The sequence below is a fragment of the Sphingobacterium sp. G1-14 genome (assembly GCF_002196555.1).
Taxonomy (GTDB): domain Bacteria; phylum Bacteroidota; class Bacteroidia; order Sphingobacteriales; family Sphingobacteriaceae; genus Sphingobacterium; species Sphingobacterium siyangense.
Genome location: NZ_CP021381.1, coordinates 6,110,603 through 6,126,360, shown reverse-complemented (window position 1 = coordinate 6,126,360; position 15,758 = coordinate 6,110,603). Strand labels below are relative to the sequence as shown.

The window sequence follows — 15,758 nt, the reverse complement described above, 5'->3', positions numbered from 1 at the left end:
AAAAATTACAAAACCTAATTCACGGGCATATGCAAACGTTGCCGGCAACGTTTGCATAACTTTTTAATGATACTTGCATGAACAAGTGAAATATAACTTGTAAACTTGATTGTATGATAACCAGTTAAATTTCGATGCAGTTCCTGCAAGAGTGATTTAATCATTGTAATTTAAAAACCTAAAAATATGAGTAAGGCCTTAGTAATATCTACTGCTATTTGCGCTTCGTTATTCACATTAAATGCACACGCTCAAGCCCGAAAAGTCCAAGGAACGGTCGTTGGTACGGATCAAAAAGGATTGGTTGGTGTGAGTGTAACGGTGCCAGGAACAAGAATTGTTGCTGTGACGGACAAAAGTGGAAAGTTTAGTATCGAAATAGCCGGTAACAATCAAGAACTTCAATTTACCTATGTTGGATTTCAGACAAAAAAAGTAACAGTTCTTGAGAATCAGAAGACACTTAACATTATTTTGGAAGAACAGTCTAATGCATTGGAAGAGGTAACTGTAAACATCGGTTACGGGACGGTCAAAAAGAAAGATCTGACAGGAGCTGTAACTTCGGTAGGTGCAGAAACCATTTCTAAAGCTCCAGTATCTTCAGCTCTTGAGGCGATTGCGGGAAGAATGGCTGGGATTCAAATTTCTTCTACAGAAGGATCCCCAGATGCAGAAATGAAGGTCCGCGTCCGTGGCGGAGGCTCCGTTACAGGAGATAATGCGCCTTTATATATCGTGGATGGTTTTCCGATGTCTTCGATATCAGATATCGCGCCAGCAGATATTGAGTCCATTGATGTGTTAAAAGATGCATCTTCGGCAGCCATATATGGCTCTCGGGGAGCAAATGGGGTTGTTATCGTAACCACCAAAAGTGCAAAGTCAGGAAAAACATCAATTAGTTATAGCGCTTTTGGCGGAATTCGAAATTTGGCAAAAAAGCTCGATGTATTGTCTCCCTACGATTATGTAACCTGGCAGTACGAACAGGCATTGTTGCAAAATAAACTGGATACTTATGTCAAATACTTTGGTAATTTTCAAGATATTGACCTCTATAAAGACGTGCCTTCAAATGATTGGCAAGAGCTTATATTTGGAAGGACCGGTAATACTTTTAACCAAAATTTTAATTTGTCAGGGGGGAGTGATAAGACGAAATATTCAATTTCTCATTCCTTTGTGAGAGATAAAGCGATTATGGAAATGTCTGGTTTTCGGAGACAAAATGTCAATTTTAAACTAAACCATAAACCATCAAAGAATACTTCCATAGATTTGGGTGCGCGATTTTCGGATGTTCGCATTTCAGGTGGAGGCATGAATGAACAGAATGAAGCCTCTTCATCAGATTCCCGTTTAAAATTCGCCATGATTTATCCTCCCTTTCCTGTTGGGGGCCTAACAAATAGTGATGAAACCGATGATGAATTCAATCTGTATAATCCGTTAGAGTCTTTGGTCGATAATGATCAATTGCAACGAAGGAGAACGTATAACCTAAATGCTGCATTTAGCTGGGATATTGTTAAAAACCTACGGTTCAGGACAGAATTTGGCTTTGATGATTATCACAACTATAATGATCGGTTTTATGGTCCAACGACGTATTATGTGCGTAATATTCCCGCTGCTTTAGATCAAAATAAGCCTGCTCTTATCTCATTGAATACGTCGACTCAGGGGATACGCTCCACAAATACATTAAACTATAACTTTCAAGATTTCCTTCCTAAAGGACATAGTTTAAGTGTGCTGGTTGGCCAGGAATATTTGTTTACACAAAAAACATTAAATACCAATACGACACACGGTTTTCCGAACAGCTTTAAACTGGATGATACCCGAAAATTAACGCCGCAAGGTGCATCGAGTACGATAAACAATTACATGTTTGCTGACGAAAAATTACTTTCATTTTTTGGCCGGGTAAATTATGACTTTGACTCGAAGTATTTATTTAATGCAACTTTCCGGGCAGATGGTTCCTCCAAGTTCTCGGCAGACAATTATTGGGGGTATTTCCCATCCATGGCAGCTGCTTGGCGGATCTCATCAGAGCGATTTATGGACAAGACGCAATCTTGGCTTGATGACTTAAAACTTAGAGCAAGCTTGGGTACCTCGGGAAATAATAATATTCCATTAGAGCAGATATATCCAATATTTTCAGTTAAGAACACAGAATGGGTCAATGGGTATAATAATTATTGGGCTACGTCAAAAACGATGTCTAATCCGGATTTGAAATGGGAAACGACCATTTCAAAGAATATAGGTTTGGACTTTACTTTATTCAAGAAAAAGCTATCGGGAACGGTCGATGTGTATAAAAATAAAACAAAAGATCTCTTGATTCTTTTCCCAATTGCCGGATCAGGTTATGATGATCAATATCGAAATTTAGGTGAAACCCAAAATAAAGGGATAGAGCTTACACTAAACTGGTCTGCAATAAATAAGAAGAACTTTGATCTCAATTTTAGTGGCAATATTAGTTTCAATCAAACGAAAGTTAATTCTTTGGGAACCTTGACCTCGATTCCAATGGCTTCGGGTTGGGCTTCAACGGAAATTGGAACGGATTACGTTGTAGAGACTGGTGGGCGGGTTGGAAAAATGTATGGTTACGTGAGTGACGGGCGATATGAAGTTTCTGATTTTACAGGCTATGATGCAGCATCAAAAAAATGGATTTTAAAAGATGGCGTAGCTGATGCCTCTACTGTCGTTGGCACCATAAGACCGGGAACAATGAAATTAAAAGATCTAGTTGGTGATGATCATAAAATCGATGCAAGTGATCAGACGATTATTGGAGATGCAAATCCACTACATACCGGTGGATTTTCAATCAATACACGTATCTATAACTTTGATATGACAGCATTATTTAACTGGAGCTATGGAAACGATATCTACAATGCCAATAAGATTGAATATACATCTACGAGCAAGTATAATAACCGCAATATGCTCACGGTAATGGAAGAAGGGCAACGTTGGACGAACTTACTGCCCGATGGAACGATCAGTAATGACCCTAACCAATTGGCCGATATGAATAAAAATACGAGTCTCTGGTCTCCGCTTACAAGTAAATTTGTATTCAGCGATTGGGCTGTGGAGGATGGCTCCTTTTTGCGCTTGGGAACTGTTACAATAGGTTATACGCTGCCTAAAGCGTTTACTGATAGGTTGAAAATCCGGAACTTTAGAGTATATATTTCCGGATATAATCTCGCGGTTTGGACCAATTATAGTGGCTTTGATCCTGAGGTATCTACACGGAGAAAGACCAACCTCACGCCGGGGGTGGATTATTCGGCTTATCCGAAAAGCAGAACTTTCGTAGCAGGTCTTAATTTAAACTTCTAGTCTTATGAAAAAAACACTATTGCATATAACCTTGGCTTTATTATTTGCAGGAACCGTATCATCTTGTAATAAAATATTGGAAGCACCGTCGAAATCTGCATTGGATGAGTCGGTTATATTTTCTAACCAAGATCTCGCGGAAGGGGCTGTTGCAGGAATTATTCAATCTTTTGGTGAAACAAACTCCTATCGGGGTAGATATTTGGTCTTCTATGGTATCAACACAGATGCAGAGGTCAATAATAGTCTGAAGAATCCTGGCGATGAAAAATCACGATTGTCAAATTATAATACTAACGTGAATAATACCCAAATGAATACCGATAACAATGCCTGGGCTAAATTTTATGAAGGTATTGAGCGGGCTAACTTAGCGATTAGGGGCCTGCGTAGTTATGGGAATATTGAGCAGCGCCCGGAGATGGCTTATATTCTAGGCGAAATCCTGACTTTGAGGGCTGTGGTATATAATGATCTGGTTAAAGCATGGGGCGATGTACCAGCTCGCTTCGAACCATTGAGTACAGCGTCAATCTATATCGAGCGTAGCGATCGTGATGTAATTTACAAGCAGTTGCTGGCCGATCTGGAGGAAGCTCAAAACTATCTGCCTTGGCCGAACCAAAGTGCAAAGACATCCAATGTTGAACATATCAATAAAGCGTTTGCTAAGGGCTTGCGTGCTCGTTTGGCGTTGTCTGCCGGAGGTTATTCTCAACGGGCAGATGGGGTTCGTAAAAGTAATGATCCTGAATTGGAGTCGAAAAAGATGTATGAGCTGGCAAAAAAAGAATGTTTGGATATCATCAATAGTGGCGCCGCAAAGCTTCTCGGTTTTGAAGAAGTTTTTAAGACACTATGCCAAGAGAAAGGACAGGCTGGATTAGAATCACTATGGGAGATCCCTTTTAGTGAAGGCCGTGGCCGTGTCATATTTGACCTCGGTGTCAAACATACCACAACAGATAAGTATACTGGCCAAAATAAGGGCGGGACAAATGGCCCGAATCCCATTATGTTTTACGAATACGAGAAAGAAGACGTGCGCCGTGACGTAAGCTGTGTCCCGTATGAATGGACGGGTGGTGTACAGGTACCAACAAATCTCGGTAAGTGGTATTTTGGGAAATATCGCTATGAGTGGATGTCGAGGGTGGTTACTTCGACCAATGATGATGGTTTGAATTGGATGTATATGCGCTATGCTGATGTTCTTTTAATGGCAGCAGAGGCAATAAATGAATTGGATGGCCCAAATGCTGCGGCACCTTATTTTAAAATGATCCGTGAACGGGCTTATCCAAACAATCCGGAGAAAGTAACGGCTTATATGCAGCAAATCACCACAAGTAAGGATGTTTTCTTTCATGCCCTCGTCAACGAACGTGCATTGGAGTTTACGGGAGAAATGTTGCGTAAGGGTGATTTGATCCGCTGGAATCTTCTAGGGGTCAAGTTGGCTGAAGCTAAACAAAAGTTACAGCAGCTGGAGAATAGACAGGGTAAATATGCGGCATTGCCTGCCAATATCTACTACAAGACAGCAGCTGATGGTGAAAAAGTGGAAATATATGGCTTAAATTTTGGCGACACAGATGCAGTGGGCGCTGCGGCAGGATATACTTCCTCAAAAAAATGGACGATGGCAGCAAGTAGTGATCAGGCAACCTTCTGGGATGCTTTATACCTCCGCGATCCCAATACACAGCAATTTTGGCCTATTTGGCAGTATTTTTTGGATAATAGCAACGGTAAGTTGAATAATAATGGTTTTAGTTTTCAATAGAAAATAAGCATAAGAATGAAAAGAATCAATATATTGCTATATCTCGGTCTTGGGCTTATATTCGCAAATATAAGCTGTTCTGATGATCGTGTAAAAGAACTAACAGAACTGACGACAGACCGTTATTTTTCTCCTACAGGAGTGAGCGCACGAATCGTTAATCAAACAGGAGTTCAATTGACCTGGAAGAAAAATGCCGAAGCGAAAGGTTATACAATAGAACTGTTTGCTAATGGCGAACTCAATTTTGAAGGGAGTCCTGTCAGGATAATTGAAGAGATCACAAATGATCAGATTCCCTATACGATTATTGGATTGGATGGAGCAACAAACTATTCTGCCCGTATCAAGGCTGTAGGAACTGAGGTGGCTGATTCCAAATGGAGTACCATTACCTTTAAGACCAACGAAGAACAGATTATGAAACCTGTTAGCCCGGAGGGAATCCAGGCAACTTCTGTTCTGCTAAATTGGACCGCAGGTGAAGAGGCGACAGCCATCGCGATTAACCCAGGGAATATTATCCATCCCGTGACACCGCAAGAGATTGCTGCAGGGGAAGCAACAGTCACAGGTCTGGTAGGAGAAACAACCTACACCGCGACACTATTGAAAGGAAACAAGATCCGCGGATCAGCGACATTCACGACATTGATTGACTTGGGGGATGCAGTTGTTGTGCAGCCCACAGATGATCTCGTTGCTGTAATCGGAACTGCCAAAGCAGGGGATGTACTCGCATTAATGCCAGGAACCTATTCGCTCACTGCTGATGTACTGATCGATAAAGCGATAGCTATCAAAGGTGCGAAACCCGCCGATCGCCCGTTGGTAAAATCTGCTTATTTTAATTTGGATAAGGGCGCATCACTATCATTAAAAGATCTTATACTTGATGGAGAAAATAAGTCGGGGGGAAACTGTGTCATTACATTGCAGGCAGGTGCTTTCGGAAGTATTCGCCTAGAAGATAGTAAGCTGATGAACTACCCGAAAGGGATTATTTATGGCAGTTTCGATGCTTCGGTAGAGAGCGTAAGCATGAGTAATAATATTTTTGACAATATCGTCGGTAATGGAAATGAGTTTATTGATTTTAGAAAAGCTATTGCGAGGATTTTTGAATTTACAAATAATACAGTTTCCAATGCTGTCTTGAACCGGGAATTTATCCGGATGGACGCAGGTGGATCCGCAGCTTATCCGGCTATTACAAGCATCATCAAAGTGAATAATAATACCTTTTACAATGTCATACAAGATGCTACTAAACGTTTCTTCTATGTGCGTTTAGCGAAGAATGAAATTACATTCGCTAAAAATTTAATTGTGAAGTCACTGGCAATGACCGCTAATCAGTCTGCAACTAATCTGGTCGAACTCAAAAGTAACAATTACTTTGATGCGGTAAACTTCTATAACAGTTCTGCCTCTGGAGTAAAAAATGATGTTAGTGCTAATGGCTATACACTATTGGATCCTGGATTCAAGGATGCCCCCAAAGGAGACTTTACACTAACAAACCAAACATTAAAGGATAATGGTATTGGTGATCCAAGATGGGGTCAATAGTATGTTTTATGTTATTACCGCACGCCTTCTGCTTAATTAAGAAGGCGTGTGTCTTTCTTATAAGTTCAATGAAAAAAATTAGTATACTTGTTTCAGGCTTTGTGATGGTAATTTTCCTTCTTGCTTTACAGCAAGAACAAACCCTCACAATTTATATAATTGGCGATTCAACAGCTGCAAATAAGGACAAACGCACCTTTCCAGAAACTGGTTGGGGAATGGCTTTTGCTAAGCTGTTTGACCAGCAGGTGAAGGTCGATAATCGCGCATTAAATGGGCGGAGTACCAAATCCTTTAAACAAGATATAGGCAAAGACGGGAGCATTGTTAATCATTGGGAACCTATTTTTGAAAACCTCCGTCGCGGAGATTATGTTTTCATCCAGTTTGGACATAATGACGAAAAAGTCGATAAGCCCAATGTAGGCACTTCTTTGGAAGAGTTTGAGCAGAATTTGATCTTTTATATCAAGCAAACGCGAGAAAAGGGAGGAATTCCGATTCTTTTGACACCTATCGCACGACGTAAATTTGAAAATGGCCTGCTCATTAAAACACATGGCGAATATCCGGCTATTATCCGTAAGGTGGCTGCAGATACGCAAACAGCTTATATTGATATGGAGGATAAGACGACAAAACTTGTACAGTCTTATGGCGACGAAGGAAGTAAAAAATTGTTTTTGCATGTAGAAAGCGGAGATCGGAACTATCCGCAGGGAAAGAAAGATGATACACATCTGAATACTTTCGGGGCAAGTGAAGTGGCAAAGCTTGTTGCCGAGGGCATTCGCGAGTTGCAGTTAACTATTCAGAATAATCTGGTGCTGAAGTAACTTTAAGACGGTATAAAATCAGAAAGAATTGTAAACTCAAATCAATTTGATTGACTGGGGAAGGGATTTTCATAGAAAGCCTTCATGATTTCGCCGATACCAACCGCAATGAAAGCGAACTGAAGGTTCTTTCTAGCCAATACAATCAGACACTTTCAGAAAAAAAGCGACATCGATTATTTCGATGTCGCTTTTTGATATCAGCCGTATACTAGAAAATATATTTCGTACTTAAGAAATTTGATTCATTTTCACTCACGATTTCATTTAACAATTTCTTGTTTTCCTCTGTGAATTTTGTAGCCACTAGAGAACGTATAGAGAATGACCGTAAAGCATCAACTACTGACAAGGTTCCTTCAGCACTGTCCTTTCTACCTGTGAAAGGGAAAGTATCTGGGCCGCGTTGGCATTGACAATTGATGTTTACGCGGCTCACTTGATTGACCAGTGGATCAATAAGTGATGAAACAACCGCTGCATTATTACTAAAAATACTTACTTGTTGTCCGTGCGAAGATCCGATTAAGTACTCGATAGGTTCTTCAAGGTCGTCAAAAGGAACAACAGGGATAACTGGCCCAAATTGTTCCTCTCTATAAAGTTTCATCTGTGAATTGACAGGGTAAACAATTGCCGGATAGAAGAACGATTCTGCAACTTGACCACCATTCTCATTGACGACTTTTGCACCATATGCTTTTGCATCTTCAATGCATTCAGTTAAATAAGCTGGTTTATTGACTTCTGGAAGCGGAGTCAATGATACCCCCTTTTCCCAAGGCATTCCATATTTCAATTTTGCGACTTCAGCAGAGAGACGTTTTAGGAACTCTTGCGCTAAGCTGCGATGTACATAGATAATTTTTAATGCTGTACAACGTTGGCCATTGAAAGAGAGTGATCCTAATACGGTTTCAGAAACCGCGAGGTTCAAATCTGCGTCTTTTGTAATAATTGCTGCGTTTTTTGCGTCCAAGCCAAGAATAGCGCGAAGGCGATTCACTTTTGGATGCAATTTTTTAAGTTCATCAGCAACACGGCTTGAACCGATTAACGTCAAAACATTGATCTTTCCTGATTGCATTAAGCTAGGAACAATCTTGTTGCCACGGCCATAGATTGTATTGACAACACCTTTTGGGAAGCTGGTCCTAAAAGCTTCTAATAAAGGATAATGCAATAAAGTACCATGTTTAGGTGGTTTGAATAACATGGTATTTCCCATGATCAATGCCGGAATCAATGTCGTGAATGTCTCATTCAATGGATAGTTGAATGGACCCATACAAAGAACGACGCCTAATGGAGATCTTCTGATCTGGGCGACGATACCTTGCTCGATCTGAAAACGTGAAGAATCGCGGTCTATATCTTTCAATGCATCGATCGTTGCATAGATGTATTCTACAGTACGATCAAACTCTTTTACCGAGTCTGCATAGGATTTGCCAATTTCCCACATAATAAGCTTGACAACAATGTCCTTTTTGGCAATCATCTTCTGTGTGAAATTTTCAACACAAGTAATACGATCGGCAACGCTCATTGTCGGCCATTCTCCACGGCCATTGTCGTATGCTTTTACAGCAGCTTCCAAGGCTTCCATGGACTCTTTTTCAGTACAAACAGGGAAACTACCGATGCGCTTACGTTTCAAGCCATCCTTAGTCTTCACACAGATTGGTGAAAAAACCTCGTTTACTTGACCCGTCCAAGAAATCATTTCTCCATTGGAAAGGAACTCTCTTTGATCGACCTGTTCGTCTAGTGTAAATTCTGCGGGAATGTCTTTCTCCTCATAGAAAATACTTTCTAAGTTTAAGCTCATTGTTTTTAAAAATGGTTTAGATTGATATTTATAAAGATATTGCTAATATAATACAAATTTTGCAATATATGTTAATTTTTTATTAAAATAAGTTTAGGTACTAGTGTTTTCATTACAAGCCATGCAATTAAATATGCTATGGCGCAGAAAGAAAAGATAATGAAGTATCCTGCCTCTTCTCCTTTAAAGCCCATAAAGACTAGCTGAGTTTCTTTTGCATAATCAAATAACCATCCAGACGTTTTGTTGATGATAAAGGCTCCTACACCCCCAGCGAGTCCCCCAATTCCAGTAACAGTCGCAATGGCACGTTTAGGAAAAGAATCACCGATAGTCGAAAAAATATTAGCAGACCAAGATTGGTGTGCAGCTCCGGCAAAACCGATCAAAATGACAGGTATCCAATAGGAAATATGACCTAGGGGTTGGGCGAAAAGTACAACCAAGGGTACAAAAGCAAATAACAACATGGCTTTCATGCGGCCCTCATAAGCATTCATTCCTTTTTTGTCAACAAAATAGGTTGGTAGCCACCCGCCATAAATAGACAACATGGTAATGGCATATAAAACGAAGATAGCCAATTGCCCTTCGGTATCTGATGATTTGATATCGTATACAGCAGAGAGATAGGCCGGCATCCAAAATAAGAAGAACCACCAAACACCATCAGTCATGAATTTACCAAAGACGAAAGCCCACGTTTGCTTGTATTTTAAACATTCCGATATGGTAGTTCGCGGTTGTTTGGTTACTCCGGTTTGTTCTGTTTCATGATCATCTTGATGAATGTAAGCCAATTCAGCGGCATTTACTTTCGGGTTTTCATGTGGCTTCTTATAAAGAAAAATCCAAAAACCCATCCAGACAAATCCAAGGGCGCCTATAATGATGAAAGACATTTCCCAACCCCAATGTGCTGCGATGACAGGGATGGTTAAGGGTGCTGCCAATGCTCCTATGGTTGCCCCTGAATTGAAAATACTCGTAGACAGCGCCCGGTCTTTTTTGGGAAAATACTCTGCTGTAGCTTTAATCGCGGCTGGAAAGTTACCAGCCTCGCCGACAGCGAGAACAAAGCGGGCAAAAATAAATAGATTGACACTCACACTCATTACTAAACCCACATTGTTAACATGAGAAATTGCCTCTTTTGCGCCTTCGAAACCGACGAACCATTCACCGGCGACGATACCTGAAGTGGCTATACCACAGAATGCATGTAATATCGCGCCAATAGACCAGATTCCGATCGCCCACAAAAAGCCTTTTTTTGTATCCATCCAATCCACAAAGCGACCTGCAAAAAGCATACTGATGGCATAAAAGATCGAAAATAATGCGGTGATGTTGCCATAGTCTGTATTTGTCCAATGAAATTCAGGACTAATAAAGTCTTTCCAGGTTAAGGACAGCACCTGTCGATCCAGGTAATTGATTGTGGTAGCAAAAAATAGTAGCGAGCATATCACCCAACGGTAATTACCCTTTTTCTCCGTGTTAATCATAATGGGTTTAATAGTTTATTTTTTAGTATACGTGTCTGTTGCCTGTTGTCAATTAAGCGTTCTTCAGTATGATCTTTCTGAACTCACGATATAAAGACCTTTACCGTGCTTTTGAGACAAATTCAAGTGCTTTTTTAGTGTTTTCAAATAAATTGCTTGTGTCTTTGGGATCAATTAACTTGCTGCCCATGCCTACTGCGCAAACCCCCGATTTGAACCATGCTTTTAAATTCTCCATTTCGATTTCTACGCCCCCCGTCGGCATAAATTTCTGCCCTTTAAAGAGCTCGCGTATCGACGACATAAAGGCAGGGCCTAGTATATTTGCAGGAAACAATTTGATAAGTGCGGCCTCTTGCTGTTGTGCGGTATAGATTTCTGTGGGGGTCATACAGCCCGGAATCCATAGCTTATGCTGTTCATGTACAAGGGAACCGACTAGCGGATTTACAATAGGAGAAACAATAAAATCTGCTCCAATCTGTAGAAATTGTTGGGCTTCGTCAACTGACTTGATGGTGCCAATACCTAAATAAAGGTCAGGCATGTCGAGGTTTCTTGCAGCAACTAAACTTTCAAAAACATCCAATGCTTCGGGGCCTCGATTTGTAAATTCAAAAACACGTATACCTGCCTGATATAGGGTTCGCAGAATCTCGATACTTTCGGCTTTATCGTGGTGGAAAAACAAAGGAAGTGTCCCTTGCGCTATAATTTTCTCTAATACAATCTCTTTCAAATTCATGCTATCATTCTATTTTTTATGTCTTCCACTGTACTTGTTGTAGCATCGCTCGCGATGAATAGTTTATCGAATGCGGCAAGTGTTGCAAACGCTAAGGTCTCCTGCGGAGAAAGGTTGGAGTATAAGCCATAAATCAGCCCTGCCATAAAGCAATCTCCACTACCTACCTTATCCAAAATTTCTTCGGCTGTATATTCCGTTGATTTAATCAGGCTGTCTTTGTCAAATAGTGTGGTATAATACTTGATCCCTTTGCTTTGATAGTCAAAACGAAAGGTGTTGGCCACATATTGACAAATCGGATTCACGGAAATGATCTCTTTACTTGTACGATCTGCCTGTGCCAGTAAATCTTCTTCCTGATACCCGGAAGAAGAAGTTAGGAACTTATCATCTAGCTGTGTGCCGAGCATTTGGTGTGCAGCCCAGATATTCCCCATGATTAAATTACAATACTTGGCAATTTCGGGCATAATCTCTTTTGGTGTCTTTCCATATTTCCACAGTTTAGCGCGGTAATTAAGGTCCAATGATACAAAGATTGCCTTCTCTTGTGCTTTTTTAACAGCTTCCAGGCATAGGTCAGCAATATCTTGACTAATTGCAGGACAGATGGCTGAAAAATGAAACCATTTGACATCGGCAAAAATCTCTTCCCAATCAATACTGCCCACTTTGAGGTTTGCAAACGATGAGTTTGCGCGATCATAAATGACCCCCGCATTTTTTAGATCTTTTCCTTTTGGGAGATAGTAAATACCTAATCGTTCGCCAGTCCATTGCATCGCTGATGTGTCTATATTTCTGCGTTTCAGGTAGCTATCAATACCTTCACAGATGGCATTTTGAGGAATTGCAGATAAGTAGGATGATGGTACATTCCACAACGCCAAGGCTGTGGCTACATTCAGCTCGGCCCCGCCGACGTAAAAAGGCAACTGGTGTTGTTCAATCCAATCTTGTTCGATGTCGGGACAGATCCGCAACAACAATTCTCCAAAGCTTAAAACTTTACCCTGCATGTTCATTAAAATTCAAAATATTCTTTTGCGTTATTATAGCTGATATCTGTTATGATTTTCCCTACCCATTCGATATCATGTGGTATCTCTCCCTTTTCAATGTCCTGTCCGAAGATGTCGCACAACAATCTTCTGAAATATTCATGCCTTGGAAATGAAAGGAAGCTTCTAGAATCTGTCAACATACCAACGAGACGGCTCAATAAACCCATATTTGACAGTGTGTTGATTTGTTTTGTCATGCCGTCTTTTTGGTCCAGAAACCACCAAGCCGAGCCAAACTGGATTTTTCCCTTAATTGATCCATCGTTGAAATTCCCGATCATGGTTGCAATAAGTTCATTGTCGGCAGGATTGAGATTATACAAGATGGTCTTGGTTAGCTTATCTTGATTGTCTAATTTATTCAAAAATTTTGACAATGCACGTGCCTGACTAAAATCTCCGATCGAATCCCAACCAGTATCAGGTCCGATCAAACGATGCATACGGGCATTATTGTTGCGTAAAGCTCCTAGGTGGTACTGCTGAACCCAGCCCTTTTCATGGTCCCATTCTGCAAAATAAATCAACATCGCAGATTTGAATTTCAGATTTTCGGTCGGAGAGATTTCCTTTTTTGTACGAATCTTATCAAAGATCGTCACGATTTCCTGTTCAGTATAATCTTCTGCATAAATTTGTTCCAAGCCGTGATCTGATACTTTACATCCGTTGACAGCAAAAAAATCATGTCTTGTTTTTAGCGCATTTAAGTAATCACCGAAGCTACTGATCTGCATGTCGCTGACCGCTTCCAATTTATCGATATATTGATTCAGTGCAATGATATCATCCGAGTTCATTGCTTTATCCGGACGAAAAGCCGGAAGCATCTTGAACGACTCCTTTTCTTTTGCAAATTGTTGGTGAAACTCGAGGCTATCGATAGGATCGTCAGTGGTACAAACCACTTCAACCTTCATCATTTTCAGTAAGCCGCGAACGGAATGGCTGTCTTGTTGTAACAAAGCGCCTGTATCGGCATATATCCTGGCAGCCGTCTTTGGTGACAACAAATCTGTGATGCCAAAATAGCGTTGCAGTTCAAGGTGTGTCCAATGGTGTAATGGGTTGCGCAATGTATAAGGAACAGTTTCTGCCCACTTGATAAATTTTTCCTCATCGGAAGCATCACCTGTAATATAACGCTCATTGACACCATTGGCCCGCATGGCCCGCCATTTGTAATGATCGCCATGTAACCAGACCTGACTAATATTGTCGAATTTTACATTATTAGCGATTTGTTCAGGAATCAAGTGATTATGATAATCAATGATCGGCAAATGCTTTGAATAGCTGTGATACAGCTGTTCTGCTGTTTTTGTGTTTAATAAAAAGTTGTCGTCTAAAAAAGCTTTCATACAATATTCTATTTTTATAAACTCACACCTCTTTTCCAAGGTATGAAATCGTCTTGGTTTAATTGAACAGCCTTAGGTGCTATTTCACCACTAGCTGCTTTGATACAATATTCTAAAATGTCTTCGCCCATGGTTTGAATCGATTTCTCACCGTCTATAATAGGGCCGGTATTGATATCGATAATGTCGGCCATTCTGGTTGCTAGGACATTATTCGTTGCTACTTTGATAACTGGGCAAATAGGGTTGCCTGTAGGCGTACCTAAACCCGTTGTGAATAAGATAAGTGTTGCGCCTGCAGCAGCTTTCCCTGTGGTCGCTTCCACATCATTTCCGGGGGTACAGACCAAATTAAGACCGGGTTTTGTTGCTTCCTCGGTGTAGTCCAAAACATCAACAACAGGGGAGGTTCCTCCCTTTTTCGCTGCACCATTGCTTTTTATCGCATCAGTGATAAGTCCATCACGAATATTGCCTGGAGATGGATTCATATAAAAACCTGAACCAACAGCCTCGGCAGCATTGCTATAGGCGGTCATCAGGTCAATGAATTTATTGGCAGCCTTCGGATCGATGGTGCGGTCTATTAAGTTTTGCTCGGCACCACATAATTCTGGAAATTCAGCCAACAGTACTTTTCCACCAAGGGCAACCAGAAGATCGGCCGTATAACCAACAGCCGGATTGGCCGAAATACCACTGAATCCATCACTACCACCGCATTTTACACCCAAGGTTAATTTGCTCAATGGTACCGGCTGTCTTCCAAGTTTATTAATTTCTGTCAGCCCCACAAAAGTCTGTAGTATCGCCTCTTTCAGCAGTTGCTCCTCACTTTTTGATTGTTGCTGTTCAAATAAGTACAATGGTTTGTCAAATCCTGGATTACGCAGCTTAATGTCGTTGACGAGATCGTTCAGCTGCAAATTTTGGCAGCCCAGACTCAATACCGTAATACCGGCGACATTCGGATGGTCGGCATAAGCGGCAAGTAACTTACTCAAGATGGCAGCATCTTGTCGGATTCCACCACAGCCCCCCTGATGGTTTAAAAATTTGATCCCATCTACGTTTCTGAATACACGATCCGATTGCTCCGTAATTGTGTTTAGCTGCCCGAGTGAGGACAGGTCTAGTGTTTCACCCTTTTCATAAGCTTTTAACAGCTGATGGGTGAAGTTCTTGTATTTTCCAGTGACTGAATAACCAAGCTCATTGTATAATGCCTCTTTGATAACATCAAGATTTCGGTTTTCGCAAAAAACGGTTGGGATAAATAACCAGTAATTCGCGGTGCCAACACGACCGTCCGGACGGAGGTAACCATTGAAAGTTCTTCCTTCAAACTTTGAAACGTCAGGCTTTTCCCAGTGATAATGTGAAGGCCGAAAATGGTAAGGTTCAGCTGCATGTTTGGTGTTGTCGGTATTCATGATGCTTCCCTGTGGGATATCAAATTGTGCTTTTCCCACGAGAACCCCATACATGTAGATTTCGTCACCAAAATGCATATCCTGCATAAAAAATTTATGCTTGGCCGGAATATCTTCCTGTAGAATATATTGTATACCCTCAAAAGAAATTGCATCACCTTTTTTGAGATCTTGTAAGGCGACTAAAACATTGTCTTTGGGATGTATCTTTAATACGTTGTTTTTCATCTGTAGCGCT

The 15,758-nt window shown here is 40.9% G+C and carries 10 protein-coding genes; 4 read left to right on the top strand and 6 right to left on the bottom strand.

Translation table 11 applies throughout. From position 1 onward, the window contains the following. Positions 1-186 precede the first annotated feature (186 nt). The 4 genes from CBM24_RS26235 (at position 187) to CBM24_RS26220 (ending at position 7,575) form a co-directional block, all read left to right on the top strand. On the top strand, positions 187-3,381 hold the full coding sequence (locus tag CBM24_RS26235) for a SusC/RagA family TonB-linked outer membrane protein (RefSeq protein ID WP_088163294.1): 3,195 nt from the start codon (positions 187-189) through the stop codon (positions 3,379-3,381). A 4-nt stretch (positions 3,382-3,385) separates the two neighbouring features. After that, positions 3,386-5,167, top strand: a complete 1,782-nt coding sequence (locus CBM24_RS26230; RefSeq protein WP_088163293.1) for a RagB/SusD family nutrient uptake outer membrane protein — start codon at positions 3,386-3,388, stop codon at positions 5,165-5,167. 15 nt (positions 5,168-5,182) lie between these two features. Further along, complete coding sequence (locus tag CBM24_RS26225; RefSeq protein ID WP_088163292.1) at positions 5,183-6,739, top strand: DUF5123 domain-containing protein; 1,557 nt, start codon at positions 5,183-5,185, stop codon at positions 6,737-6,739. Positions 6,740-6,807: 68 nt separating this feature from the next. Continuing rightward, positions 6,808-7,575, top strand: a complete 768-nt coding sequence (locus tag CBM24_RS26220; protein ID WP_088163291.1) for a rhamnogalacturonan acetylesterase — start codon at positions 6,808-6,810, stop codon at positions 7,573-7,575. 211 nt (positions 7,576-7,786) lie between these two features. Here CBM24_RS26220 and CBM24_RS26215 read toward each other — a convergent pair whose 3' ends face one another. The 6 genes from CBM24_RS26215 to CBM24_RS26190 form a co-directional block, all read right to left on the bottom strand. Then, positions 7,787-9,406, bottom strand: a complete 1,620-nt coding sequence (locus CBM24_RS26215) for an NADP-dependent glyceraldehyde-3-phosphate dehydrogenase (RefSeq protein ID WP_075990278.1) — start codon at positions 9,404-9,406, stop codon at positions 7,787-7,789. 71 nt (positions 9,407-9,477) lie between these two features. Beyond that, entirely contained in the window at positions 9,478-10,914 is a 1,437-nt protein-coding gene (locus tag CBM24_RS26210; RefSeq protein WP_376747254.1) for an MFS transporter, read from the bottom strand. Between the two features lie 100 nt (positions 10,915-11,014). After that, the gene (locus CBM24_RS26205; protein ID WP_075990277.1) at positions 11,015-11,659 is read right to left on the bottom strand and encodes a bifunctional 4-hydroxy-2-oxoglutarate aldolase/2-dehydro-3-deoxy-phosphogluconate aldolase; all 645 of its coding nucleotides are present in this window, start codon (positions 11,657-11,659) and stop codon (positions 11,015-11,017) included. After that, positions 11,656-12,681, bottom strand: coding sequence for a sugar kinase (locus CBM24_RS26200; protein WP_232475639.1), 1,026 nt, complete (start codon positions 12,679-12,681; stop codon positions 11,656-11,658). Before CBM24_RS26200 ends, CBM24_RS26205 begins: the two co-directional genes overlap by 4 nt. 5 nt (positions 12,682-12,686) lie before the next feature. Further along, the gene (gene uxaC, locus CBM24_RS26195) at positions 12,687-14,087 is read right to left on the bottom strand and encodes a glucuronate isomerase (RefSeq protein WP_088163289.1); all 1,401 of its coding nucleotides are present in this window, start codon (positions 14,085-14,087) and stop codon (positions 12,687-12,689) included. 14 nt (positions 14,088-14,101) lie between these two features. Further along, positions 14,102-15,748, bottom strand: coding sequence for a UxaA family hydrolase (locus tag CBM24_RS26190; protein ID WP_088163288.1), 1,647 nt, complete (start codon positions 15,746-15,748; stop codon positions 14,102-14,104). Between the last annotated feature and the right edge of the window lie 10 nt (positions 15,749-15,758).